The sequence below is a fragment of the Mycobacterium sp. 1245805.9 genome (genome assembly GCF_001672915.1).
Classification (GTDB): domain Bacteria; phylum Actinomycetota; class Actinomycetes; order Mycobacteriales; family Mycobacteriaceae; genus Mycobacterium.
On record NZ_LZKR01000165.1, the window covers coordinates 15,783 to 41,344 of the forward strand.

Annotated in this window: 23 protein-coding genes; 9 read left to right on the forward strand and 14 right to left on the reverse strand. The window is 70.0% G+C overall.

Annotation, left to right across the window (positions count from 1 at the left end):
* Positions 1-3: 3 nt before the first annotated feature.
* Complete coding sequence (locus tag A9X00_RS22270) at positions 4-1,596, reverse strand: NAD(P)/FAD-dependent oxidoreductase (RefSeq protein WP_067158466.1); 1,593 nt, start codon at positions 1,594-1,596, stop codon at positions 4-6.
* Between the two features lie 4 nt (positions 1,597-1,600).
* Positions 1,601-2,056: an SRPBCC family protein gene (locus A9X00_RS22275; protein WP_067158468.1), complete on the reverse strand. Its 456-nt coding sequence runs from the start codon at positions 2,054-2,056 to the stop codon at positions 1,601-1,603.
* Positions 2,057-2,177: 121 nt separating this feature from the next.
* Between A9X00_RS22275 and A9X00_RS22280 the strand changes: the two genes are divergently transcribed.
* A complete protein-coding gene (locus tag A9X00_RS22280) occupies positions 2,178-2,522 on the forward strand; it encodes an aminopeptidase (protein ID WP_067158470.1) in 345 nt (114 codons plus the stop codon).
* A 147-nt stretch (positions 2,523-2,669) separates the two neighbouring features.
* Here A9X00_RS22280 and A9X00_RS22285 read toward each other — a convergent pair whose 3' ends face one another.
* Positions 2,670-4,442, reverse strand: coding sequence for an SDR family oxidoreductase (locus A9X00_RS22285; RefSeq protein WP_067158472.1), 1,773 nt, complete (start codon positions 4,440-4,442; stop codon positions 2,670-2,672).
* Between the two features lie 178 nt (positions 4,443-4,620).
* Here A9X00_RS22285 and sucB point away from each other — a divergent pair, with 178 nt between their 5' ends.
* The 7 genes from sucB (at position 4,621) to A9X00_RS32820 (ending at position 11,048) form a co-directional block, all read left to right on the forward strand.
* Positions 4,621-6,414 carry a 2-oxoglutarate dehydrogenase, E2 component, dihydrolipoamide succinyltransferase gene (sucB, locus tag A9X00_RS22290; protein WP_067158474.1) on the forward strand — a complete coding sequence of 598 codons (1,794 nt, stop codon included), beginning with the start codon at positions 4,621-4,623 and terminating at the stop codon, positions 6,412-6,414.
* A gap of 4 nt (positions 6,415-6,418) precedes the next feature.
* Positions 6,419-7,330 carry a TIGR01777 family oxidoreductase gene (locus tag A9X00_RS22295; protein WP_067158475.1) on the forward strand — a complete coding sequence of 304 codons (912 nt, stop codon included), beginning with the start codon at positions 6,419-6,421 and terminating at the stop codon, positions 7,328-7,330.
* Between the two features lie 46 nt (positions 7,331-7,376).
* Complete coding sequence (gene lipB, locus A9X00_RS22300) at positions 7,377-8,075, forward strand: lipoyl(octanoyl) transferase LipB (protein ID WP_067158477.1); 699 nt, start codon at positions 7,377-7,379, stop codon at positions 8,073-8,075.
* A complete protein-coding gene (gene lipA / locus A9X00_RS22305; RefSeq protein WP_067158478.1) occupies positions 8,072-9,013 on the forward strand; it encodes a lipoyl synthase in 942 nt (313 codons plus the stop codon). The genes lipB and lipA overlap by 4 nt, the downstream gene beginning before the upstream one ends.
* Positions 9,014-9,028: 15 nt before the next feature.
* Positions 9,029-9,781, forward strand: coding sequence for a DUF4191 domain-containing protein (locus A9X00_RS22310; RefSeq protein ID WP_067158480.1), 753 nt, complete (start codon positions 9,029-9,031; stop codon positions 9,779-9,781).
* Positions 9,782-9,930: 149 nt separating this feature from the next.
* A complete protein-coding gene (locus A9X00_RS22315) occupies positions 9,931-10,599 on the forward strand; it encodes a nucleotidyltransferase domain-containing protein (RefSeq protein WP_067158482.1) in 669 nt (222 codons plus the stop codon).
* A complete protein-coding gene (locus A9X00_RS32820; protein WP_369830782.1) occupies positions 10,599-11,048 on the forward strand; it encodes a hypothetical protein in 450 nt (149 codons plus the stop codon). The genes A9X00_RS22315 and A9X00_RS32820 overlap by 1 nt, the downstream gene beginning before the upstream one ends.
* Here the strand turns inward: A9X00_RS32820 and A9X00_RS30900 are convergent.
* A complete protein-coding gene (locus tag A9X00_RS30900; protein ID WP_232006903.1) occupies positions 10,984-11,403 on the reverse strand; it encodes an RDD family protein in 420 nt (139 codons plus the stop codon). The two genes, A9X00_RS32820 and A9X00_RS30900, sit on opposite strands and share 65 nt — an antisense overlap.
* A gap of 261 nt (positions 11,404-11,664) precedes the next feature.
* Between A9X00_RS30900 and glnA (A9X00_RS22325) the strand changes: the two genes are divergently transcribed.
* Positions 11,665-13,101: a type I glutamate--ammonia ligase gene (gene glnA, locus A9X00_RS22325; RefSeq protein WP_067158486.1), complete on the forward strand. Its 1,437-nt coding sequence runs from the start codon at positions 11,665-11,667 to the stop codon at positions 13,099-13,101.
* 115 nt (positions 13,102-13,216) lie between these two features.
* Here glnA (A9X00_RS22325) and A9X00_RS22330 read toward each other — a convergent pair whose 3' ends face one another.
* The 10 genes from A9X00_RS22330 to A9X00_RS22370 form a co-directional block, all read right to left on the reverse strand.
* Positions 13,217-13,792, reverse strand: a complete 576-nt coding sequence (locus tag A9X00_RS22330) for a hypothetical protein (protein ID WP_067158488.1) — start codon at positions 13,790-13,792, stop codon at positions 13,217-13,219.
* A gap of 8 nt (positions 13,793-13,800) precedes the next feature.
* Positions 13,801-14,043 (reverse strand): DUF2510 domain-containing protein, encoded by a 243-nt coding sequence (locus tag A9X00_RS32825; RefSeq protein ID WP_082975439.1) that lies wholly within the window; start codon positions 14,041-14,043, stop codon positions 13,801-13,803.
* Between the two features lie 117 nt (positions 14,044-14,160).
* Positions 14,161-14,379 carry a hypothetical protein gene (locus A9X00_RS22335; protein WP_066937719.1) on the reverse strand — a complete coding sequence of 73 codons (219 nt, stop codon included), beginning with the start codon at positions 14,377-14,379 and terminating at the stop codon, positions 14,161-14,163.
* A gap of 9 nt (positions 14,380-14,388) precedes the next feature.
* Positions 14,389-15,249 carry a TIGR03619 family F420-dependent LLM class oxidoreductase gene (locus A9X00_RS22340; RefSeq protein ID WP_067158490.1) on the reverse strand — a complete coding sequence of 287 codons (861 nt, stop codon included), beginning with the start codon at positions 15,247-15,249 and terminating at the stop codon, positions 14,389-14,391.
* A complete protein-coding gene (locus A9X00_RS22345; protein ID WP_082975440.1) occupies positions 15,246-15,893 on the reverse strand; it encodes a PaaI family thioesterase in 648 nt (215 codons plus the stop codon). Before A9X00_RS22345 ends, A9X00_RS22340 begins: the two co-directional genes overlap by 4 nt.
* Complete coding sequence (locus A9X00_RS22350; RefSeq protein ID WP_067158493.1) at positions 15,890-18,880, reverse strand: bifunctional [glutamine synthetase] adenylyltransferase/[glutamine synthetase]-adenylyl-L-tyrosine phosphorylase; 2,991 nt, start codon at positions 18,878-18,880, stop codon at positions 15,890-15,892. The genes A9X00_RS22345 and A9X00_RS22350 overlap by 4 nt, the downstream gene beginning before the upstream one ends.
* A 56-nt stretch (positions 18,881-18,936) precedes the next feature.
* Complete coding sequence (gene glnA, locus A9X00_RS22355; protein ID WP_067158495.1) at positions 18,937-20,277, reverse strand: type I glutamate--ammonia ligase; 1,341 nt, start codon at positions 20,275-20,277, stop codon at positions 18,937-18,939.
* 90 nt (positions 20,278-20,367) lie between these two features.
* On the reverse strand, positions 20,368-22,026 hold the full coding sequence (locus A9X00_RS22360) for a PE family protein (protein ID WP_067158496.1): 1,659 nt from the start codon (positions 22,024-22,026) through the stop codon (positions 20,368-20,370).
* Positions 22,027-22,133: 107 nt separating this feature from the next.
* On the reverse strand, positions 22,134-23,705 hold the full coding sequence (locus A9X00_RS22365) for an alpha/beta hydrolase (RefSeq protein WP_156772237.1): 1,572 nt from the start codon (positions 23,703-23,705) through the stop codon (positions 22,134-22,136).
* A gap of 290 nt (positions 23,706-23,995) precedes the next feature.
* Positions 23,996-25,558, reverse strand: a complete 1,563-nt coding sequence (locus A9X00_RS22370; RefSeq protein WP_156772238.1) for an alpha/beta hydrolase — start codon at positions 25,556-25,558, stop codon at positions 23,996-23,998.
* Positions 25,559-25,562 lie beyond the last annotated feature (4 nt).

Below are 25,562 nucleotides of genomic sequence, written 5' to 3' on the forward strand. Positions count from 1 at the left end.
GCCCTACGCCGTCAGCCGCTTGAGGACCGCCCGGCCCAGCTTGCGGCGCGGCCAGCCCGTCACGCGGGCGGCGGCCAGCGCGGCGTTGGCCGCGTTGCGCCCGCACGCGCCGTGCACCGAACCGCCCGGAGTGGCCGACGCGCTCCCGAGATACAGCCCCTCGACCGGGGTTTCGGCGCGACCCATGCCCGGCGCCGGGCGAAAGATCGCCATCTGCTGCAGCTGCGCGGTTCCCCCGTTGAGGGCGCCCAGGTGCAGGTTGGCGTCGCTGGCCTCCAGGTCCGACGGGCGCTGCACGAACCGGTCGATCACCGCCGCGCCGAAACCGGGGGCATGCTCTTCGATCACGTGATCCATCGACTTGGCCAGCCGCTCGGCCGCCGCGTCGTCGGCCACGTTGCGCGGCAAATGCGTGTAGGCCCAGACACTTTCGGTGCCCGGCGGCGAGCGGGTCGGGTCCGCGGTGGTGGTCTGGCCCAACAGCATGAACGGGCGCTCGGGCACCACCCGGGTGTTCAGGTCGGCCATCCAGCGCACCAGCCCGTCGGCGTCGGCCCCCAGGTGGACGGTGCCGACGCCCCGCAGGCTTTTCGATCGCCACGGGATGGGGCCGTTCAGCGCATAGTTGACCTTCACCACCGGGGGATCCCAGATGTAATGCTCGAGCTCGCGGCGCAGCCCGGCCGGGACGGCATCGGCGGGCAGCATGTCGCAAAACAGCCGCGGCGCCGTCACGTCGGCCACGATCGCGCGGCGCGCCCGGACCGTCCGCCCGCCGGCGGTTGTCACCGCGACGGCCCTGCCGCCACGCACCTGGATGCGAGACACGTTCTGGCCGCATTCGATTCGCGCGCCGGCCGAGTTGGCCCGCTTCACCAACGCGGCCGTCAGCTGTCCCGACCCGCCGACGGGCACCGGCCAGCCGCTGGCCTGGGCGAGCATTGTCATCAGAAAGCCCATGGCGCCGCTGACCGGCGCATCCGGCGGCACGTCGGCGTGCATCGCGTTGCCCAGCAACAGGATTCGCGGCGCCTCGCCGTCGAACAGCTCGTCCACCATGGTGTTGGCCGGCTGGATCAACAGGCGGGCGAGCCGGACGGCGTCGGCGGTGCCCAGTTTCAGCAGCAGCCGCAGCATCGGGCGCACCGGCGGAAACGGGGCCAGCATGGCGTCCAGCAGCGGCGCGGAGATCTTGCGCCACAATTCCACCGCGCGCCACCAATTGTCGCCGTCCGTCGACTGGCGTCGCGCCAATTCCGTTGCGGTGCGAGCGGGATCGCGGTAGATGACGGGCGGGTCGTCGTCGGCCGCGTTGCGCGGATGGCCCACCACCGCGGGCGCGTGCGACCACCGCAGCCCGTGGTCTTCCAGCCGCAGCGCCGCCATCGCCGGCGACGCCATCGTCATCGGATAGAACGAGCTGAACAGGTCGGTGATGTATCCCGGCGTCAGCTCGGCGCTGCGCACCGCGCCGCCGGGTTCGGGTTGGGCCTCGAGCACCAGGACGTCCCACCCCGCGTCGGCCAGCATCGACGCGGCCACCAGGCCGTGGTGGCCGGCCCCGATGACGACGGCGTCGGCCGTCTCGTCGGCCATGCGCCTATTTGACCTGGCTCGGCTCGAGCCGTTCGGCGAGCGCGGTCAACCTCAGCAAGCATTCGCGGTTGCGCGGATAGACGGCGGCCAGGGCCAGCTGATCGGGGACGATCCGCATCGGGCCGGACGCCGGCACCTCGATCATTTCGATCCGGCAGCCACCGTCCGCAGTATCGCTGAGCCGCAACGTTATTCGCGCGGCGCCCAACCGCCCCAGCCCGGCGCGCAGCACGAGTTCCTCACCGGGCGTGCAGCTTTCGGATACGGTCGCATCGCTGATGACCAGTGGCCACACCCCGACCGAGTGCTTGATCGCCGAGCCGGGTGCCGGCCAATCCGAGTCGACCGCACGGGTTCGGCTGTTGCCCACCACCCATTGCGCGTACGTCCAGCCATCGGTCATCGCGTCCCAGATCTGCTGGCGGGACGCCCTTACCTCGCGAGTTGCAGCCAATGTCATTGCGTCCGGATACCCCGGTCGGCCAAAACCATGCGCCGGTCCGGGCCGCGGCAAACGTTTAGCGGCCACGGCCAGCGGCTACTACGCCGTTACCTAACACGCGTGTGACGGGAGGCCAATTGTGACTGTGCGACGCTTGATCATCGCGGCGGGCGCGGTGCTTCTGCTGGCCGGCATCATCGGGTTGCTGGTGCCGGTGTCCGTGTCGGACGGCAGCGGCAACTCCGTGTCATGCGGCAACGGAATCGCCACCGATTTGTCCAGCGCCCGGAGCGCCAACGACAAGAACGGCGCCAACATCCCGATCCTGAACCAAGTCCTTCCCCACACCGACTACGTGGCCCAATGCCAGTCGTCGGTCAACGGCCGCCGCAGCTGGACCATCCCGCTGGCCGTTGTCGGGCTCCTCGCCGTCGGCGGCGGGCTGGCGGTGGGGCGCCAGGGCGCCCGGCCGGCGGGGGTCTAGTGGCGACCGCGGCGTAGCCGGGCGCTGGGGGTGCCCCCGCGAAGCTGGGGGACGGGTCGCCACCAGCGGACTAGTGGCGACCGCGAGCGCGGCGTAGCCGGGCGCTGGGGGTGCCCCCGCGAAGCTGGGGGGTTGCCACCATCGGGCCTAGATCACCCGCACCCGCGCGGCGTTGCGCAACGCCTGCGGCGCCACGCGGGACAGGCCATAGACCGCATAGGCTTCCGGCGCGACGGGCCGAATCGGCTTCTTCTTTTTGACCGACGACAGGATCGCCTTCGCGACCTTGTCCGGGCCGTAGTGGCGCAGCGCGAACATCCGGCTGATCTGGCCGCGCCGGTCGTCGATCGCCTCGTCCTTGCCCACCGGGGCGGTGAAGCTGGTGGTGCTGATGATGTTGGTGTTGATGACGCCCGGGCAGATCGTGGTCAGCCCGACGCCGGCCACGTCGAGTTCGGCCCGCAGGCAGTCGGAGAACATGTAGGTGGCCGCCTTGGAGGTGCAGTAGGCGCTCAGCGACCCCAGCGGCGAAAAGGCGGCCATGGACGCCACGTTGACGATGTAACCGCCGGTGCCGCGCTCGACCAGGCGCCGGCCGAACGACCGGCAGCCGTTGACCACGCCGCCCAGGTTGATGTCGAGCACCCGGTCGAACTGCTCGGCCGGGGTGTCCAGGAATCCGCCGGCCGCACCGATGCCGGCGTTGTTGACCACGATGTCGGGGACGCCGTGTTCGGCGCTGACACGCTCGGCGAACGCCTCGACCGCGTCGGCGTCGGACACGTCGAGCACATACGCGTGCGCGACGCCGCCGCGCGCGACGATCTCGGCGGCGGTCTCCTTGACGGTCGCCTCGTCGATGTCGCTAACCACCAGCTCGGCGCCCTCGCGCGCGAAGGCGAACGCGGTCTCGCGCCCGATGCCGCTGCCCGCGCCGGTGACCGACACCAGGGTGTCGCCGAAGTACTCGCGGGGACGCCCGACCTGCGCGCGCAGCATGGCCCGGCTCGGCGGCTTGCCCTCGATGAGGTCGGCGAAGTCGTGCACCGCCGCCGCCATCACCTGCGGGTGCGACATCGGCGAGAAGTGACCGGCCCTGATGTCGCGGCGCCACAACCGCGGCACCCAGCGCGCGGTTTCGTCGTACGAGTAGTGCCGCACGTACTTGTCGCGGGTGTTGACGATGAGCTGCACGGGCACGTCGATGGTCTGCGGGCGGCCGCGCATGGAGAACGAGCGAAAGTAGTTGGCGGGGTACGTCTTCACCGAACGGGCGGCGTCGGAGGCCAGCTTGTCCGAGTGGTGAATTTTTTCGGCCGGGATGTTGTCGACGGCGTTACGCCGCAGCGCCGGGACCGACAACGCCAGCCGCAGGCACAGGGGCGCCAGCACCGGGATCGAGAAGAACACCATGTAGGTCAGCCGCAGCGCCTGGGTGATCGAGCGCAGGAACCTCCGCGGGCGCCAGGGCTGCCGCAGCCCGCTGAACATGTAGTTGACGATCTGCTCCTGGCTGGGGCCGGACACCGACGTGAACGACGCGACCCGGTCGCCCGCCCCCGGCCGCTTGAGGTACTCCCAGATGCCCACCGAACCCCAGTCGTGAGCCAGCACGTGCACCGGCTGGCCGGGGCTCAGCTCCCCGATCACCGCGGCGAAGTCGTCGGCGAATCGGGCCATGGTGTAGGCCGAGACCGCTTTGGGCGCCGACGTCATCCCGACGCCACGGTTGTCGTATCGGATGACGCGGAAGCGCTCGGACAGCTGCGGGACGACGCCGTCCCACAGCACGTGCGAGTCGGGGAAGCCGTGCACCAGCACGACCGTCGGGCCCTCGCGGTTGCCCTCTTCGTAGACCGCGATACGCACGCCGTCGGTGCTGTCGACGAACCGCTGGGGTACCTGTTGTAGCGCCGGCATCGAACCTCCCCGCTCTGACTGGCCGCTGACGCCAGTGGCCACACGGTAGCAAGCGGGGCGGCGCCGACCCGGCACCCGAGCGCGGTCGCCCTGGATGTGTGCCGACGAATGCGCAGTGACAGGATAGTTTTGATAGTCGACCCGCCCCGACCCACGAGCGATCGAGGAGTCAGAAAAGATGGCCTTCTCCGTCCAGATGCCGGCACTCGGTGAGAGCGTCACCGAGGGGACGGTCACCCGCTGGCTCAAGCAGGAGGGCGACACGGTCGAACTCGACGAGCCGCTCGTCGAGGTGTCGACCGACAAGGTGGACACCGAGATCCCGTCACCGGCCGCCGGTGTGCTGACCAAGATCGTCGCCCAGGAGGACGACACCGTCGAGGTCGGCGGCGAATTGGCCGTCATCGGCGACGCGGGTGAGCAGCCCCAGGCCCAGCCCCAGGCGCCCAGCCAACCGGAGGCCCAACCGGAGCCGGAACCGGAACCGGAGCCCCAGCCTGAACCGCAGGCCCAACCCGAGCCCGAGCCGCAGCCGGCCCAGCCGGCCCAGCCGGCCGCGTCGGGCGGCGGTTCCGGCGACTCCAAGCCGGTGCTGATGCCCGAGCTCGGCGAGTCGGTGGCCGAGGGCACCGTGACCCGCTGGCTGAAGAAGGTCGGCGATTCGGTTCAGGTCGACGAGCCGCTGGTGGAGGTCTCCACCGACAAGGTGGACACCGAGATCCCGTCGCCGGTGGCCGGCGTCCTGGTCAGCATCACCGCCGAGGAGGACGCGACCGTCCCGGTCGGCGGCGAGCTGGCCCGCATCGGTGCCGGAACGGACGCCGCCGCACCCGCTCCCTCCGCTCCCCCGGCGCCGCCCGCCCCCCAACCCGAGCCCAAGCCGGAGCCAAAGCCCGAACCCAAACCGGAGCCCGCCGCGGCCAAGCCGGCACCCGCGCCCGCGCCGAAACCCGAACCCGCGCAGGCCCCGCCCGCCGCGGCCCAGGACGGCCGCCCGAGTCCGGACGGCGCGCCGTACGTGACCCCGCTGGTGCGAAAGCTGGCCAACGAGAACAACATCGACCTCTCCGAAGTCGCCGGCACCGGCGTCGGCGGCCGCATCCGCAAGCAGGACGTGCTCGCGGCCGCACAGAAAAAGGAACAGGCGAAGCAGGCGCCCCCACCGGCCGCGGCGCCCGCCGCGGCGCCCGCTGCCGACGGCAAGGCGGCTCCCGCCGCCGCGCCCACCCCGGCGCCCGCGCTGGCCCACCTGCGCGGCACCACCCAGAAGGCGAGCCGGATCCGGCAGCTCACCGCGGCCAAGACGCGCGAATCGCTGCAGGCCACGGCTCAGCTCACCCAGACCCACGAGGTCGACATGACCAGGATCGTGGGGCTGCGGGCCCGGGCCAAGTCCTCGTTCGCCGAGCGCGAGGGGGTGAACCTGACCTACCTGCCGTTCATCGCCCGGGCCGTGATCGACGCCCTCAAACTCCACCCCAACATCAACGCCAGCTACAACGAGGAAACCAAGGAGATCACCTACTACGACGCCGAGCATCTCGGCTTCGCCGTCGACACCGAGCAGGGCCTGCTCTCCCCCGTCGTCCACAACGCCGGCGACCTGTCGCTGGCCGGGCTGGCCAGGGCGATCGCCGACATCGCCGAGCGCGCCCGGTCGGGCAACCTGAAGCCCGACGAGCTGTCCGGCGGCACGTTCACCATCACCAACATCGGCAGCCAGGGCGCCCTGTTCGACACCCCGATCCTGGTGCCGCCGCAGGCGGCCATGCTGGGCACCGGCGCGATCGTCAAGCGGCCGCGGGTGATCGTGGACGAGTTCGGCAACGAGTCGATCGGCGTCCGCTCGGTGTGCTATCTCCCGCTGACCTACGACCACCGGCTCATCGACGGCGCCGACGCCGGACGTTTCCTCACCACGATCAAGAACCGGCTCGAAGAGGGAGCCTTCGAGGCTGACCTGGGGCTGTGACGACGTGCCCAAGCCGGTCATCGCGATAGCGGGTTCCTCCGGCCTGATCGGCTCCGCCCTGGCCGCCGCGCTGCGCGCCGCCGACCACCCGGTGCTGCGCATCGTGCGCCGGGCGCCAGCCAATTCCGAAGAGCTGCACTGGAATCCGGAGAGCGGCGAGTTCGACGCCGACGCGCTGGTCGACGTCGACGCCGTCGTCAACCTGTGCGGCGTCAACATCGGGCAGCGGCGTTGGTCGGGCGCGTTCAAGCAGAGCCTGCGCGACAGCCGCATCGCCCCCACCGAGGTGCTGGCCAACGCCGTCGCCGACGCCGGCGTGGAAACGCTGATCAACGCCAGCGCGGTCGGCTACTACGGCAACACCAGGGACCGGGTGGTCGACGAAAACTCCCGGGCGGGAAGCGGTTTCCTCGCGCAGCTGTGCGAGGACTGGGAGGCCGCCACCCTGCCCGCCCAATACGCCGGCACCCGGGTGGTGCTGGCTCGCACCGGCCTGGTGCTGGCAAAGTCGGGTGGCATGCTCCGCCGGCTGCGGCCGCTGTTCTCGGCCGGCCTGGGCGCCCGGCTGGGCAGCGGCCGGCAATACATGTCGTGGATCACCCTGGAGGACGAGGTGCGGGCGCTGTTGTTCGCCATCTCGCACCCGTCGCTGTCCGGCCCGGTGAACCTGACCGGCCCGGCGCCGGTGACCAACGCGGAGTTCACCACCGCGTTCGGGCGTGCGCTCAATCGCCCGACCCCGTTGATGGTGCCCGGTTTCGCGGTGCGGGCCGCGCTCGGCGAGGTCGCCGACGAGGGACTGCTCGTCGGTCAACGCGCGATCCCGTCCGCGCTGGAACGCGCCGGTTTCGAGTTCCACCACAACACGATTGGCGAGGCGCTCGCCTACGCCACCGCCCGCCGCGACCACGACTAGCGCCGTCGCGTCGCCGGTCGACGGCGGGCCGAGTAGCGTCGGCGGGGTGAGTGATTCCATCCGGTCGAGTGCGGCCGCGATCGACGTCCGCCAGCTGGCCACGGTCGACTACCGCACCGCCTGGCAGCTGCAGCGCGACGTAGCCGACGCCAGGGTCGCCGGCGGGCCGGACACCCTGCTGCTGCTGGAACACCCGGCGGTCTACACCGCGGGGCGGCGCACCGAGGCGCACGAGCGACCCGTCGATGGAGCCCCGGTCGTCGACACCGACCGCGGCGGCAAGATCACCTGGCACGGTCCCGGGCAGCTGGTCGGATACCCGATCATCGGGCTGGCCGAGCCGCTCGACGTCGTCAAATACGTTCGGCGCCTTGAGGAAGCGCTCATCAAGGTGTGCGGCGACCTGGGCCTGGACACCACCCGGGTCGACGGCCGGTCCGGGGTCTGGGTGCCCGCCGGCGGTGGCCGGCCGGCCCGCAAGGTCGCCGCCATCGGCGTGCGGGTGTCCCGGGCGACCGCGATGCACGGGTTCGCCCTCAACTGCGACTGCGACCTGGGCGCCTACCACTCGATCGTCCCGTGCGGCATCAGCGACGCCGGGGTGACGTCGCTGTCCGCCGAACTGCGGCGCACGGTCGCCGTCGACGAGGTCCGGGCGGCGGTCGCCGTCGCCGTCTGCGACGCCCTGGACGGCGCGCTTGCGGTGCGTGATCACCCGGTTGCCCGCGTAGCATCGACGACGTGACTGTCGCTCCCGAAGGCCGCAAGCTGCTGCGCCTGGAGGTGCGCAACGCACAGACCCCGATCGAGCGCAAGCCGCCGTGGATCAAGGTCAGGGCCCGGATGGGTCCCGAGTACACCCAGTTGAAGGGCCTGGTCCGCCGGGAGGGCCTGCACACGGTCTGCGAGGAGGCCGGCTGCCCCAACATCTTCGAATGCTGGGAGGACCGGGAAGCCACCTTCCTGATCGGCGGCGACCAGTGCACCCGCCGCTGCGACTTCTGCCAGATCGACACCGGGAAACCCGCCGCGCTGGACCGCGACGAGCCCCGGCGGGTCGCCGAGAGCGTCCAGACGATGGGACTGCGCTACGCGACCGTCACCGGCGTCGCGCGCGACGACCTGCCCGACGGCGGCGCCTGGCTGTACGCCGAGACGGTGCGCGCCATCAAGGAGCTCAACCCGTCGACCGGCGTCGAGCTGTTGATCCCGGACTTCAACGGCGACCCCGGGCGGCTCGCGGAGGTCTTCGAGTCGCGCCCGGAAGTGTTGGCGCACAACGTCGAAACCGTGCCGCGGATCTTCAAGCGGATCCGGCCCGCCTTTACCTACCGGCGCAGCCTGGGCGTGCTCACCGCGGCCCGCGACTTCGGCCTGATCACCAAGAGCAACCTCATCCTCGGGCTGGGCGAAACCGCCGACGAGGTGCGCGGCGCGCTGGCCGACCTGCGTGACGCAGGCTGTGACATCGTCACCATCACCCAATACCTGCGCCCGACGTCGCGCCATCATCCGGTCGAGCGCTGGGTGACGCCCGAGGAGTTCGACGAGTTCGCCCGGCATGCCGAGGGCCTCGGCTTCTCGGGGGTGCTGTCCGGGCCGCTGGTGCGGTCGTCGTACCGGGCCGGGCGGCTTTACGACCAAGCCATGCGCGGCCGCGCCGGTCGCGCCTCGACGGCCTGACTATTCTGAGTGATTATGGCTAAACCCCGCACCGCCGCCGAGAACAAGGCCGCCCGGGCTCAGGCAGCCGCCGCCCGCAAGGCCGCCGCGAAGGAACGCCGCGGCCAGTTGTGGCAGGCGTTCAACATGCAGCGCAAGGAGGATAAGCGCCTGCTGCCGTACATGATCGGCGCGTTTGTGCTGATCGTCGGCGCCTCGGTGGCGGTCGGCATCTGGGCCGGCGGGTTGACCATGATCACGATGATCCTGTTCGGCGTGGTCCTGGGCGCCCTGGCGGCGTTCATCGTCTTCAGCCGCCGGGCCCAGCGCGCGGTCTACAGCAAAGCCGAAGGGCAGACCGGCGCGGCCGCGTGGGTGCTGGACAACCTGCGCGGCAAGTGGCGGGTGACCCCCGGGGTCGCCGCGACCGGCCACTTCGACGCCGTACACCGGGTACTCGGCCGGCCCGGCGTGATCCTGGTCGGCGAGGGATCGGCCGCCCGGGTCAAACCGCTGCTGGCCCAAGAAAAGAAGCGCACCGCCAGGCTGGTCGGCGACGTGCCGATCTACGACATCGTCGTCGGCAACGGCGAGGGTGAGGTGCCGCTGGGCAAGCTAGAGCGCCACCTCACCAAGCTGCCGGCCAACATCAGCGCCAAGCAGATGGACACGCTGGAGTCGCGGCTGGCCGCGCTGGGCTCTCGCGCCGGCGCCGCCGTGATGCCGAAGGGCCCGCTGCCGAACGCCGGCAAGATGCGCGGCGTGCAGCGGACCGTGCGCCGCCGGTAAAGGTCATCGGCGATCGAGGAAGCGCGGCGAATCCCTCCGTTCTCGGCGTCACCACGGCGTTTTGACCGCCATGGTTCCAACTATAGTTGTGATATTCTAACTTTAGTTGTAACGCTCTAACTTAAGTTGTAGTCCGGGAGGGGTCCGCGATGCAGCTGAACCGGCCGTTCGCCACGGTGACGCCGACATTAGACGGCGACGTCCTCGGCGTGCTGGCGGCCACCGACGCGACGTTCACGATCACCCAGATCCGGCGCATCCTGACCACCGCGTCGGGTGAGGGCATTCGTAAAGTCCTCACCCGCCTCACTGCCCAGGGGGTGGTACTCCATGACCAGGTCGGTAGGACCAGCACCTACCGACTCAACATCGAACACCTTGCGGCAGAGCCGATCCTGGCACTGTCGCGGCTGACCGCTTCGTTCCTGGACCGCCTGGAAGGGCACCTGCACGGGTGGGGCGAGGAGCTCAAGTACGCCGCCGTGTTCGGCTCAGCGGCGACGGGCCGGATGACTCCCGGCAGCGACATCGACCTGTTCCTCGTGCGCGCCTCCGCGCCTGAACACACTGGCCGCCCGGAGGGCCCGGGAGCGTGGGAGCAACGGGTGACCGAACTCGCACGGTCGGTGACGGCGTGGACCGGCAACGACGGCCGCGTCGTCGACTACACCGAAGATGAGCTTCGCGCCGCGGCCGCAGCCGGTGAGCCGCTGCTAAGCGACGTGGCCAGCCAAGGCCTGACCGTCGCCGGTACACGGGCATGGCTCAATAAGCAGCTGCGTCCGATAGACCAGGCTGCCGCAACCAGGAGGTCCTGATGGCGGGAACGCGTGAATGCAATTCCGCTGTCACCGCTGGGCGCCTCTCCAAGGCGGTTGAGTTCTTCGACGCCGCTGTGCATCTGGAAGACGAGATGCCCAACGCCGCAGGTGATCTGTTCGTAGACGCCGGTATCGCCGCCTCCGACGTCATCTGCTGTGTGCGGCTCGGCATGCACTCGTCAAGCGGGATCCACAGCGATGCCGTCACTCTGCTGAAAAGGGCCGACAGGGGATCCGAACTACACCTGGGCACCCTGCTTGGCTTGAAGAATAAGGCGGCGTACACCCACCAGGCGCTGTCCAGCGCCGAGTGCAAGAAGATGAACCGCGCCGCTTCCCATTTAGTCGAGGCGGCCAAACGGGCTGTGGCGTCAGCAAGTTCTAGCGCCGCAGCACGGCCGTCCCCGTCAGCCGATCGTGCAGGCCACGGCCGTCGGAGTCGGTGAACAGCGCCGGGATGACGGTCGCGATGAGCAGCCCGCGCGCCACCAGGCGGCCGAGGCCGACCGGCACCCGCCCGTCCACGGACGCCACCTGCAGGCCCAGCGCCAACTGCCCCGGCGTGAAGCTGAACAGGCGCACCGCCACCACCCCGAGCACGAACCAGATGACCAACACCGCGGTCGCCAGCGTCCGCTGGGAAAACAGGCCGAACGCCATGGCCAGCGCGCCCAGGCCGTAGGAAATCAGCCAGTCGATCATCAGCGCGACCAGCCGTCGGCCCATCGGCGCCAGCGATCCCGGGCCGGCCTGCGGCAGGCCGAGGCTCTCGCCGGGGTAGGCGGATCGCGATCCCGGCAAATCGTCGGTCACGGGCGGCTTCCGACGGCCCGGCGCGGCTCGCCCGCAAGCCCGCAGCCAACCCGGGATGCGGCGGTGAGTCCATGTTTCGGACCAGATACGATGCTGCCGTCCATGGCCCCACAATAGGACCCGCCAGCGACCCGGATTCTGGTGCGGGGAAGCATGGTCACGTAACCTCTGCGCAACATCGGGTTGACTGACGGGCAATATCAGCTCCATAGCGTCAGGCCGCGGATCACCAAGTAAAGGAGCAATTCTGTGACGGAAATGACGCCCGACGACGTCTTCAAACTCGCCAAGGACGAGAACGTCGAATTTGTCGACGTCCGGTTCTGTGATTTGCCAGGCATCATGCAGCACTTCACTATTCCGATTTCGTTCTTCGACCAGAGCGTGTTCGACGACGGCCTGGCCTTCGACGGCTCGTCGATTCGCGGTTTCCAGTCGATCCACGAATCCGACATGCTGCTGCTCCCCGACCCGGCGACCGCTCGGATCGACCTGTTCACCGAAGCCAAGACGCTGAACCTCAACTTCTTCGTGCACGACCCGTTCACCCTGGAGCCCTACTCGCGCGACCCGCGCAACATCGCGCGCAAGGCCGAGAACTACCTGAAGAGCACCGGGGTCGCCGACACCGCCTACTTCGGCGCCGAGGCCGAGTTCTACATCTTCGACTCGGTCAGCTTCGACTCGCGCACCAACGGCTCGTTCTACGAGGTGGACGCGATCTCCGGCTGGTGGAACACCGGTGAGCCGAACGAGAGCGACGGCAGCCCCAACCGTGGCTACAAGGTCCGCCCCAAGGGTGGCTACTTCCCGGTCGCGCCCGTCGACCACTACGTCGACCTGCGCAGCCGGATGCTGCACAACCTGATCGAGTCGGGCTTCTCGTTGGAGAAGGGCCACCACGAGGTGGGCTCCGGCGGCCAGGCCGAAATCAACTACAAGTTCAACACGCTGCTGCACGCGGCCGACGACATGCAGCTGTACAAGTACATCGTCAAGAACACCGCGTGGCAGGCCGGCAAGACCGTGACGTTCATGCCCAAGCCGCTGTTCGGCGACAACGGCTCCGGCATGCACACGCACCAGTCGCTGTGGAAGGACGGGGTCCCGCTGATGTACGACGAGACCGGCTACGCCGGCCTGTCGGACACCGCGCGGCACTACATCGGCGGCCTGCTGCACCACGCGCCGTCGCTGCTGGCGTTCACCAACCCGACGGTGAACTCCTACAAGCGGCTGGTGCCGGGCTTCGAGGCGCCGATCAACCTGGTGTACAGCCAGCGCAACCGCTCGGCCTGCGTCCGCATCCCGATCACCGGCAGCAACCCGAAGGCCAAGCGGCTCGAGTTCCGTTGCCCCGACTCGTCGGGCAACCCGTACCTGGCGTTCTCGGCGATGCTGATGGCCGGCTTGGACGGCATCAAGAACAAGATCGAGCCGCAGGCGCCGGTCGATAAGGACCTCTACGAGCTGCCGCCCGAGGAGGCCGCGAACATCCCGCAGGCCCCCACCCAGCTGTCCGCGGTGATCGACCGGCTGGAGGCCGACCACGAATACCTCACCGAGGGTGGCGTTTTCACGCCCGACCTGATCGAGACGTGGATCAGCTTCAAGCGCGAGTACGAGATCCTGCCGGTCCAGATCCGGCCGCACCCCTACGAGTTCTCGCTCTACTTCGACGTTTAAGCCCCACGAGCAGACGTAAAAGCCCCCGACACGCCGAGCGTGCGGGGGCTTTTGCGTCTGCTCGCCACCTCAACCGGGTTTGCTTGCCGCGCGGGCGGTTTCGTGCTGTCAGCGGTCAAGCGTGCCTGAGGACGATGAACAGGATCACCAAGACGGCGAGACCGCCGATGCTGCCGATGCCGACCAGCCACCACAAAACCGTTACGTACCTTCTGATCCCGGGCGATAGGCTTGCGTACGGCGACCCGGACGCCTGTCCGGGTGGCGGCCAATCCGCCCGCTCCGTCTGCACCGGCTGGGTGAAATCGATCCAGACGTAGAGCGGGTTGGCGGAATCAACCTGAACCGCGACCGTGCCGCCGGCACGTTGAAGGGCGCGATACGCCTCCTTCGGCACCTGCTGCTTGGCGGTCGCGGCGTACGGTTCGCGGCCGGGGACTTGGACGCTCAGACCTATCCAGTACACCGGTGGAATCGACCACGAACCCGTGGCGGGGGACATCTGTTGAACGCGCGCCGTGCCCGCCAGGACGGAACCCGTGAAGTCGGGGCCTCGTTTTCGTCTGCCCAAGATCTGGCCGGGCACGTAGTAGAACAGGAGCAAGAAAGCGGCCATCGAAACGAGCGATAGCAGCAACAGCCCCCAGGCCGGCAGATGCAGGCCCAGGAATTCTCCGTACGCGGCACGCATTGGTGAGCTCAACGGGTCGAGTCACTCCACTGGCGGCCATCCCAATAACGCTGGGCCTGACGGGCGGACGGGTCGGGGTACCAGCCGGCGGGCGGCAACGCCGGTGGCGACCCCCATGAACCCCCGATCGTGGGCGGGCCCTGACCGCGTCGCTTCCTCAGCCTGAGCACGATGATCGAGGCAACCGCCCACGCGAAGATGAGGCCACCCACGAAAAGTGCCCATATCGGCCCGAAGTCGGCTGGGTCCATGGGCGCACGTTAGCACCGGCGCCGCCGCGCGGAACGGAAAATCGAGGCGTGGACGGTTTCGTTGCTGCGTCCAAACTTGCCAACCGCTTAAATGACCACCAAGCCCCGCGAGCCACCTCAACCGGGGCGGCGGCCCAAAATCCCGCGAGTCATTCGCACCGGCTGCCCCTCGGCCATCTCGACGACCTCCAGCCAGCCCCCGGGCGCGACGTAATGCCGCTCGACGTCTTCGCGATGCATCGAGATGATCAACACCCCCGCGTCGGTGACCTCGTAGCTGTCGAAGGCGCCGTAATCCCGCGGTTCACCGTTGCTGAAAACGACCGTGAAAGCCACCGGTAAATTCTAGCCGTCGAGCGACCGGTCCTTGCGGAACCGTTGCATGCCGTCGATCTTGTCGGCCAGCGTGGCATCCGGGCCGGAGTAGAACATCCACGGCATGGTGATGATGCCGGTGATGCCGGCGTCCGCGGCGCGCTGGTAGTCGGCGGTGGTGAAGGCGTCGGTCAGCGGCGTCAGGATGGTGAAATCGTCCATGGACAAGCCGAGTTCGGCCCGCAGCTCCCGCAGCCGGCCCACGGCCTCGATGGCCCGATCGGTCTTGATCAGGTCGCCGATCCAGCCGTCGTTGCGGGCGGCGCGGCGCAGCGCGATATCGCTGAGCCCGCCGACGTACACGGGTATCGGCGGCGGCGTCGGCTCCATTTCCAGTCGCGGTGTCCGGTAGAACGCGCCGTCGAACTCGGTCCAGCCGGGTTGCCACAGCGCCCGCATCAGCTCGATGATCTCGTCGGTGCGCTTACCGCGGGCGTCGAACCGCTCGCCCATCAAGGCGAACTCCTCGCGGCACCAGCCGACGCCGATGCCGAGCTCCACCCGACCGGACGCCAAAACAGCCGCCGTGCCAATGGCTTTCGCCGCCGAGTAGGGGTTGCGCATGGCGGGAATGTAGACGGTGGTGACGAACCGCAGCCGGGTGGTCACCTGGGCCAGCGCACCGACGAGGACCCAGGGGTCGGGCCAGTCGGTGAAGGGCTGCCAGCGCCGTTCGCCGTCCTTGGTGTAGGGGTACGGGGTGTCCAGGGTCTCCAGGTTGACGACGTGGTCGGGGATCCCGACCCCGTCGTAGCCGAGTTCGTCGGCCGCCTTGGCGATCTCGACGATCTCGCGGGTGTTCAAAAACGCGCTGCTGACGTAGAACTTCATTCGGCTTCCCTCGCCCACGACGGCTCGATGAAGACGCCCTCGGCCTCCACGGTGACCCCGTGCGCGTCCGAAATAGTCCCGCGCGCAAAGACTTTGACGCCCTCCTTGCGGTCAACCCACGCTTCGGAGCGAAGCGGGCCCAGCGGGGTGCCGCGCAGATACTTGACCGTGATGGTCCCGGTGAAACGCGGCTTGGACAGCCCCTCGCTGGCCGCCTCGCCCAGCATGTGGTCGAGCACCAGGGCGCTCACCCCGCCGTGCACCAGCTTGGGCGGGCCCTCGTAGGCCGTCCCGAGGACGAACTCGCTCCAGCATCGGCCGCCCCCGTCGTGGTGCACGATCACGGGCGGGGCGATCGGGTTGCCCAGGCCGATCGCGGCGTTGCCCAGGGTCAGCGGGCGGGCGCCGTCGACGCGGTAGGTCACCCCCAACGGCCGCGTACGTTGCCGCAGCGACTTGGTGACGGCCTCGATCGCGGATCGCGCTTCGGCGACGACGCCCTCGTCGGCCTCGGTCCGGATCGTCGCGTCGATGAGTTCCCGGACCGCATCGGCCAGCGGGGTGTACAGGGCCGTCACGCGTTGGGCTTCCGCCGCGCTGAGCACCTCGAATGTGGCGTCCAACGCGCCGGCCTCCTGACTCAACTTCCAAACACCTTGCGCACCACCGCTTTTGCCCGGCGCGTTACTCGCAGATAGTTGTCCAAGAACTCGCCGCCGTCGTCGGACGACCAACCCGCGGCCACCGCGACCGCCTTGAGCTGACGCCCCGGCCCCGGCAGCTGATCGGTGGGCTTGCCGCGGACCAACACCAGCGCGTTGCGGGCCCGGGTGGCGGTCAGCCATGCCTGCCGCAGCAGATCGACGTCCTCCTCGGGCACCAGGCCGGCGGCGGCGATGGCGTCCAGGGATTCCAGCGTCGAAGTGTTGTGCAGCGCGGGCACCTCGTGCGCGTGCCGCAGCTGCATGAGCTGCACGGTCCATTCGATGTCGGCCAATCCCCCGCGCCCCAACTTGGTGTGGGTGTTGGGGTCCGCCCCCCGCGGCAACCGCTCGGACTCGACGCGGGCCTTGATGCGCCGGATTTCGCGCACCGCCTCGGCCGACACGCCGTCGGGCGGGTAGCGGGTCTGGTCGGCCATCACCAGGAACCGGTGGCCCAGCTCGGCGTCACCGGCGACCGCGTGCGCCCGCAGCAGCGCCTGGATCTCCCACGGCTGCGCCCACTGGGCGTAATAAGCGGTGTAGGAACTCAGCGTGCGGACCAGCGGGCCGCTGCGACCCTCGGGCCGCAGGTTCGCGTCGACCTCCAGCGGCGGGTCGACGCTGGGCGTGCCCAGCAGCGCCCGAACCTGCTCGGCGATCGTCGTCGACCAGCGCACCGCCGCCGAGTCGTCGACGCCGTGGGCCGGCTCGCAGACGAACATCACGTCGGCGTCGGACCCGTAGCCCAGCTCGGCGCCGCCCAGCCTGCCCATGCCGATGACCGCGATGGCCGCCGGCGCCCTACCGTCGGCCGGGAGATTGCCTCGGATCATCGCGTCCAGGGCGGCCTGCAGCACCGCCACCCACACGGACGTGAGCGCCTTGCACACGTCGGTGACCTCGAGGAATCCGAGCAGGTCGGCCGAGCCGACGCGGGCCAGTTCCCGGCGCCGCAGCGTGCGCGCGGCGGCGATCGCCCGCACCGGGTCTTGGTGGCGGCTCGCCGAGGCGATGAGCGCGCGGGCCACCGTGGCGGGGTCGGTGTCGAGCAGCTTGGGCCCGCCAGGGCCGTCGCCGTAGTCCTGAATCACCCGGGGCGCGCGCATCAGCAGGTCCGGCACATAGGCGGAGGTCCCCAGCACGTGCATGAGCCGCCGGGCCACCGCCGGCTTGTCGCGCAGCGTGGCAAGGTACCAGCTCTCCCCGCCGATCGCCTCCGACAGGCGCCGGTAGGCCAGCAGCCCGCCGTCGGGATCGGGTGCGTAGGACATCCAGTTCAGCAGCCGGGGCAGCAGCACCGACTGCACCCGGCCGCGCCGCCCGCTCTGGTTGACCAGTGCCGACATGTGCTTCAGCGCGGTCTGCGGCCCCTCGTAGCCCAGCGCCGCCAGCTGCCGTTCGGCGCCCTCGGAGGTGATGCCGTGCGCGATCTCCAAACCGGCCGGCCCGATCGACTCCAGCAGCGGCTGGTAGAAGAGCTTGGCGTGCAGGCCCGACACCCGCACGTTCTGGTGGCGGAGCTCCTCGCGCAGCACGCCCGCCGCGTCGTGGCGCCCGTCGGGCCGGATGTGCGCCGCGCGCGCCAGCCAGCGCACCGCCTCCTCGTCATCGGGCTCCGGCAGCAGATGGGTGCGCTTGAGCCGCTGGAGTTGCAGCCGGTGCTCGAGCAACCGCAGGAACTCGTAGGAGGCGGTCAGGTTCGCCGCGTCCTCGCGTCCGATGTAGCCGCCCCGGCCCAGGGCATCCAGCGCGTCCACCGTCGAGGCCACGTGCAGCGAGTCGTCGGTGCGGCCATGGACCAGTTGCAGCAACTGCACCGCGAACTCCACGTCCCGCAGCCCGCCGCTGCCGAGTTTGATCTCGCGGGCGCGGACCTCGGCCGGCACCAGCCGCTCCACCCGGCGGCGCATGGCCTGGACCTCGACGACGAAATCCTCACGCTCGCAGGCGACCCAGACCATGGGCGTCACGGCGGCCAGGTAGCGCTCGCCCAGCTCGGCGTCGCCGACGGCCGCCCGGGCTTTCAGCAGCGCCTGGAACTCCCACGTCTTGGCCCAGCGCTGGTAGTAGGCAATGTGCGATTCGACGGTGCGCACCAGCTCACCGCTGCGGCCCTCCGGGCGCAGCCCGGCGTCGACCTGGAAGAAGGCCGACGACGCCACCCGCATCATCTCGCTGGCCACCCGGGTGGTGAGCGCGTCCGCGCGCTCGCCGACGAAGATGACGTCGACGTCGCTGACGTAGTTCAGTTCGCGGGCACCGCATTTGCCCATCGCGATGACCGCCAGCCGCGGCGGCGTGCGTTCGCCGCACACGCTGACCTCGGCCACCCGCAGCGCGGCGGCCAGCGCCGCATCCGCCAGGTCCGACAGCTGGGCACCCACGACGGTGAACGGGAGGACCGGCTCGTCCTCGACCGTGGCGGCCACGTCGAGGGCCGCCAACACCATCAGCTGGTCGCGGTACAGGATGCGCAGGCGTTCCAGCGCCGACCCCGGGGCGCTCAGCGCCTCGTCTTGAAACTCACCGCAGCAGTCGAGGAACGTCGCGCACCGTTCGTCGCGCGACGGCAGATGGGCCTTGCCGCGCAACAACTTCCAGGACTGCGGGTTCGCGGCGAGGTGATCCCCCAGGGCCAGCGACGAGCCGAGCACCCCGAACAGCCGGCCCCGCAGCCCGCGTTCGGTGAGCAGCGCGGCGCTCAGTTCGTCCCAATCGCTGTCCGGGTTCTCCCACAGCCGGACCAGCACCCGCAGCGCGGCGTCGGGGTCGGGCGCGCGCGACAATGCCCACAACCGGTCGACGTAGTTCTGGTCGTCGCGCTCGTACCAACCCAGCTGCGCCAGACGGTCACCCGCGGGCGGGTCGACCAACCCGAGCCGGCCCACGCTGGGCAGCCGGGGTCGTTCGGTCGCTGGTTTGGTCACGCCACGACCGTAGCGCAAGGCGCCGGTCTCTCAGACCGGTCGGCGCACGGTGTGAGCTAGAGCGACAGGTAGGTGCGCAGCTCGTAGGGCGTGACGTGGCTGCGGTAGTTCGCCCACTCCGTGCGCTTGTTGCGCAGGAAGAAGTCAAACACGTGCTCCCCCAACGTTTCCGCGACCAGCTCGGAGGCCTCCATGGCGCGAAGCGCGGCGTCGAGACTGGTGGGCAGCTCGCGGTAGCCCATCGTGAGGCGTTCCTCGGGCGTGAGGTCCCACACGTTGTCCTCGGCCTGCGGACCCAGCACGTAGCCCTTCTCCACCCCGCGCAGTCCCGCGGCGAGCAGGACGGCGAACGCCAGGTACGGGTTGCAGGCCGAGTCGGGGCTGCGCACCTCGATCCGCCGCGACGACGTCTTGTGCGGCGTGTACATGGGCACCCGCACCAAGGCCGACCGGTTGGCCGCCCCCCACGACGCGTTGGTGGGCGCCTCGCCGCCCTGCACCAGCCGCTTGTAGGAGTTGACCCATTGGTTGGTGACGGCGCTGATCTCCGAGGCGTGCTCGAGGATCCCGGCGATGAACGACTTGCCCACGTCCGAAAGCTGCAGCGGGTCGTCGGTGCTGTGGAAGGCGTTGACGTCGCCCTCGAACAGGCTCATGTGGGTGTGCATGGCCGAGCCGGGGTGTTCGGCGAAGGGCTTGGGCATGAACGACGCCCGCGCGCCGTTTTCGATCGCAACTTCTTTAATGACGTAGCGGAACGTCATGACGTTGTCGGCCATGGACAACGCGTCGGCGAAGCGCAGGTCGATCTCCTGCTGGCCGGGCGCGCCCTCGTGGTGGCTGAACTCGACCGAGATGCCCATGAACTCGAGGGCCTCGATGGCGTCCCGGCGGAAGTTGGACGCGGAGTCGTGCACCGCCTGGTCGAAGTAGCCGGCGCTGTCGACGGGGATGGGCCTCGACCCGTCGTTGGGGCCGGATTCCAGCAGGAAGAATTCGATCTCGGGGTGCACGTAGCAGGAAAAGCCGAGGTCGTTGGCCTTTTGCAGCTGGCGGCGCAGCACGTGCCGCGGGTCCGCCCACGACGGCGAGCCGTCGGGCATGGTGATGTCGCAGAACATCCGCGCGGAGTGGTGGTGGCCGGACGGGGTCGCCCAGGGCAGCACCTGGAAGGTCGACGGGTCGGGGTTGGCGACGGTGTCGGATTCGGAGACGCGCGCGAAGCCCTCGATCGAGGATCCGTCGAAGCCGATGCCCTCCTCGAAGGCGCCTTCGAGTTCGGCCGGCGCGATGGCTACGGACTTGAGGTAACCCAACACGTCGGTGAACCAGAGGCGAACGAAGCGGATGTCTCGCTCCTCCAACGTGCGGAGGACGAATTCCTTCTGTCGATCCATAACTCGAACAGTAGGCAACCGCTGTTAATTTTGTGTTACCGACGCCCGCTCAGAACCGTTGCGGTGCTGCTACCGATCTCGATTCGGGCGCTAGAGACCGGTGCCGCCGCGGCCGCCGGTGGCGGTGCCGTTCCCGGCGGTTATGACGGCGGCGCTGCCCCCACCGCCACCACCGCCGCCGCCGGCGAGGACGTCGCCGACGCCGCCGGCGCCACCGGTGGCGCCGCCGCTTCCGGTGCCGCTGTGCCCGTTGCCGCCGCCGCTGCCGCCGACGCCACCGACGCCGCCGGGACCGCCGCTGCCGCCGGTTCCGCCGTCGACGCCACCGCCGGTGCCGCCGCTGCCGCCGACGTTGGCGACGCCGATGCCACCACCGCCGCCACCGCCGCCGGCGGCGTCCACGGCGGCGGCGTTGGACCCGGTGACGGTGCCGCCGACGCCGCCGTTGAGGACGAAGACGCCGGGACCCGCTCCATTGCCCCCGTTGCCGCCGGTGATCGTGGTGGCCCCGATGTTGACGGCCGCACCGCCTCCGCCTCCGCCCCCGGTGCCGCCCTGGATCAGCAGGTTGGGGCCGCCCCCTTGGCCTCCGGCGCCGCCGCTGCTGGTGAGGTCGAGGCCGAGGGTGGGATCGATGATTTCCGCGCCGCCGCCTTGACCCCCGGCTCCGGCGGCGCCGCCCACGCCGCCGGTAACGAACAGGCCGCCCAGCTGGCCGCTGCCCCCCACGCCGCCACCGCCACCACCGCCGCCGGCGATGGCGCCAGCGGTGTTGGTGGTGAGGACGCCCTGACCGCCAGCACCGCCGTTGCCGCCATGGCCGCCGTTGAAACCGGTACCGCCGGCCCCGCCGGCCCCGCCGGTGCCGCCGGCGCCGCCGCTGAAGCTGGTCGAGCCGCCGGTGCCGCCCTCGCCACCGGCGCCGCCGGTGCCCCCTTCACCGAACAAGCCCGAGCCCGCGCCGCCGGCGCCGCCGACGCCGCCGGCCCCGCCGTCTCCGCCGTTGACAGAGCCTGCGGTGCCCGCCACACCGGTGCCGCCGACCCCGCCCACACCGCCGTTGCCGCCCATGCTCAGCAGCCCGATGCCCGCACCGCCGGGGCCGCCTGCTCCACCGAAACCGCCCGCAAGGCCGGCGCCCCCGGTGCCGCCGACACCGCCATTGCCGAAGAGGACGCCTCCTGTCCCGCCCGCGCCCCCGACGCCGCCGGTTGCGCCGGCCCCGCCGGCGCCGCCGTGGCCGCCGTTGCCGAACAGTCCGGCGTTACCGCCTCGGCCGCCGGGCTGCCCCGGCAGGCCGGACCCGCCGTCACCGCCGTTGCCCCACAAGATCCCGCCCGGCCCGCCGGCCTGCCCGGTCCCCTGCGCCCCATTGGTGCCGTTGCCGATCAACGGGGTCCTCAACAACAATTCCGTGGGCGCGTTGATCGCCCCCCGCACCTCTTGCCAAACGGCTTGCAGCGGCGAAGCATTCGCCGCCTCGGCCGCCGTATAGCCGGCCGCCGCGCCCCGCAACGTCCGCATGAACTGGTCGTGAAATGCCGCCGCCTGTGCACCGAGCCCCTGGAAGTACTGGCCGTGGGCGGAGAACAGCGCCGCGGCGGCCGCCGACACCTCATCCTCCGCCGCGGGCAGCACGCCCGTCGTCGAGACGGCCGCCGCGCGGGCCGCGCCGAGCGCCGCCTCGATGCCGGCCAACTCGGATGCGGCCGCCGCCATCGTCTCCGGGGCCGCGACTACGAACGACATGTCGGTCCACCTACCAGCTAGCCCCGGTTGTCACTAGCCCGGCGGTCCTCCATCCGTCAGGTTCATGCAACGTAGCAGGAGCCCCGAGGGGAAGCCCGAGGTTTGGCTCAGGGCCGGCAGCGCAATGAAGCCGGCGGCAGTGCGCCCGCGACGAAGTAGCGCACCACCGCGGTGTCCACGCACTGGTCGCCGTTGAACACGGCGGTGTGCTGGGTGCCGTCGTAGCTGATCAGCGGCGCGCCGAGCTGCCGGGCCAGGTTCACGCCGGCCTGGTACGGGGTGGCCGGGTCGTGCGTCGTGGAGACGACGACGGCCTTGCCGGGCGCGACGGGCGCCGCGGCGTGCGGCCGGGAGGTGGCGGGGACCGGCCACAGCGCGCACAGGTCGCGCGGCGCGTTTCCGGTGAACTGCCCGTAGCTCAAGAACGGGGCGACCTGGCGCATCTTCTGATCGGCGGCGACCCAGGTCGCCGAATCCGTCGGCGTCGGCGCGTCGACGCAACGCACCGCGTTGAACGCGTCCTGGTCGTTGCTGTAGTGCCCGTTCTTGTCGCGGCCTTCGTAATCGTCGGCCAGCATCAGCAGGTCGCCGGCGTCGGTGCCGCGCTGCAGCCCGAGCAGCCCACTGGTCAGGTACTTCCAGTGCGCCGGGGTGTACAGCGCGTTGATGGTGCCGGTGGTGGCGTCGGCGTAGCTCAGCCCGCGCGGGTCCGACGTCCGGCCCGGCTTGGCGACCAGCGGGTCGACCAGGGCGTGGTATCGGTTGACGAACTGAGCCGGATCGGTGCCCAGCGGGCACCCGGCCGAGCGGGCGCAGTCGGTCGCGTAGTCGTTGAAAGCCGTTTGGAATCCGGCCATTTGGTTGATGTTCTCGGTGACCGGGTCCACGGTCGGGTCGATGGCGCCGTCGAGCACCATCGCCCGCACGTGATCGCCGAACGCCTCGAGGTAGTCGGTGCCCAGCTCGGTGCCGTAGCTGTAGCCGAGGTAGTTGATCTGCTCGTCGCCCAGCGCCTGGCGGACCATGTCCATGTCGCGCGCGACGGATGCGGTGCCGGCGTTGGCCAAAAAGGCGTTGCCCATCCGGCTGACGCATTGCTGGGCCAGGTGCTGGTTGAGCTGCTCGATGTGCGCCACGCCGGTGAGGCTGTAATCGACCATCGGTTCGCGCCGGAACGCGTCGAAGTCGGCGTCGCTGCGGCACCGCAACTGCGGGGTCGAGTGGCCCACCCCTCGAGGGTCGAACCCCACCAGATCGAAGTTGCGGGTGATCTCGCTGCTCTCCAGGTCCGATGCCATGCCGGCGACCATGTCGACCGCGGACGCTCCCGGGCCGCCCGGGTTGATCAACAGCGATCCCATCCGCCGGCCCGTCGCGGGCACCCGGATCACCGCCAGCTTGGCCTGCGCGCCGCCCGGATTGGCGTAGTCGACGGGCACCGACACGGTGGTGCACTGGGCGGTGGGGACGTCGCTGGTGTCGGTCAGGAATTGGCTGCAGCCGCCCCAGTTCTGCGGACGCGCCGCCGCGGCCGGCGGCGCCGGGGTCGGCGTCTGGCCCGCACCCGGCTCCGGGGTCGCGCCGGCCACCGGCAGTTCCAACACTGGTTGTCCCGCAACCAAAATCCCGAACGACAGCAGCGCCGAGCTCAGCGGTCTCAGGCGCGACATGGCTGTCAATATTTGCAGCACCGAATACCCGTCCGAACGCGAAATGGTCACGGCTTGATCTCGCCTCGGCGCGTCGCCGCTACTCCGCGTCTTCGGCCGTTGGGTGTGAATCGTGGGCGTTCCATGTGAGCCCAGGGCGGGAAAATTGCCGAAACCGCACCCTAGGCGCACACCCAAAACCGCCAGTTCACATTCACGGTCCACTGCACGCTCGGCGCCACTAGTCCGTCGAGACTGCACTCAGCGCTTTAAAACGCCAGATTTTTCGCGCTGAGCGCAGTCTCGGCGCCGCAACAGCCCTAGCACTTGGCGCCGCTCGGCGGCGTGTCGCCGCCGATCAGGTACTCCGTCACGTAGTCGTCGATGCAGCTGTCGCCCTGGAAGACGACGGTGTGCTGGGTGCCGTCGAAGGTCAGCAGCGAGCCGCGCAGCTCCTGCGCCAGGTCGACGCCGGCCTTGTAGGGAGTCGCCGGGTCGTGCGTGGTCGACACCACCACCGTCGGCGCCAGGCCGGGCGCCGTGATGGCGTGCGGCTTGCTGGTCGGCGGCACCGGCCAGAACGCGCAGGTGCCCAGCGGGGCGTCGCCGGTGAACTGCCCGTAGCTCATGAACGGGGCGATCTCGCGTGACCGGCGGTCCTCGTCGATCACCTTGGCGCGGTCCGTAATCGGCGGCTGGTCAACGCAATTGATCGCCACCCGGGCGTCGGTGGCGTTCGTGTAATGCCCCTTCGGGTCGCGGCGCATGTACATGTCGGCCAGCGCCAGCATGGTGTCGCCGCGGTGGTCGACCAACTCGGACAGGCCGTCGGTCAGGTGGTGCCACAGCGACGGCGAGTACAGCGCCATGATGGTGCCCACGATGGCGTCGGCATAACTCAACCCGCGCGGGTCCTTGGTGGGTATCGGCCTGCCGACCATCTCGTTGTTCGGGTCCACCATCGGGTCGACCAGGCTGTGGTAGACGGCGACGGCCTTGGCCGGGTCGGTGCCCAGCGGGCACGTCGGCTGCTTGGCGCACTCGGTGGCGAAGTCGTTGAACGCGTCCTGGAATCCCTTGGCCTGGCGCAGATCCGCCTCGATCTGGTCGGCGTTGGGGTCGACGGCGCCGTCGAGGATCATCGCCCGCACCTTGGTGGGGTAGGCCTCCGCGTAGGCCGAGCCGATCCGCGTGCCGTACGAGTAACCGAGGTAGGTCAGCTTGTCGTCGCCCAGCGCCGCGCGAATGGCGTCCAGGTCGCGGGCGACGTTGACGGTGCCCACGTTCGCCAGGAAGTTATTGCCCATCTTGTCGACGCAGCGGCCGACGAACTGCTTGGTCTCGTCCTCCATGTGGGCCACGCCGGCCGGGCTGTAGTCGACGTTCGGCTCGGTGCGCAGCCGGTCGTTGTCGGCGTCGGAGTTGCACCAGATGGCCGGCCGCGACGACCCGACCCCGCGGGGGTCGAAACCGACCAGATCGAAGCGCTCACGGATGCGCTTGGGCAACGTCTGGACGACGCTCAGCGCCGCGTCGATGCCGGACTCGCCGGGGCCGCCGGGATTGATCACCAGCGAGCCGATCTTGTCCCCCGTCGCCGGAAACCGCACCATCGCCAGCGTCGCCACGTCGCCGTCGAGGTGGTTGTAGTCGACGGGCACGGCCAGCCTGCCGCACATCGCGCCGCTGGGGATCTTGGCCTTGGGGTTGGACGAGCGGCACGGCGTCCATTCGACCGCCTGCCCCAGCTTGGGCCCCGCCATGACGGCGCGCCCGCCGACAACGCGAAGGCAGCCGCCGAGCAGCATCGCCACGGCGGCGAGCGCCATCCAGATCAGCAGCGTGCGCGCGACCTTGTCGCGGCGAGTCAACCCCATGCCCACATAT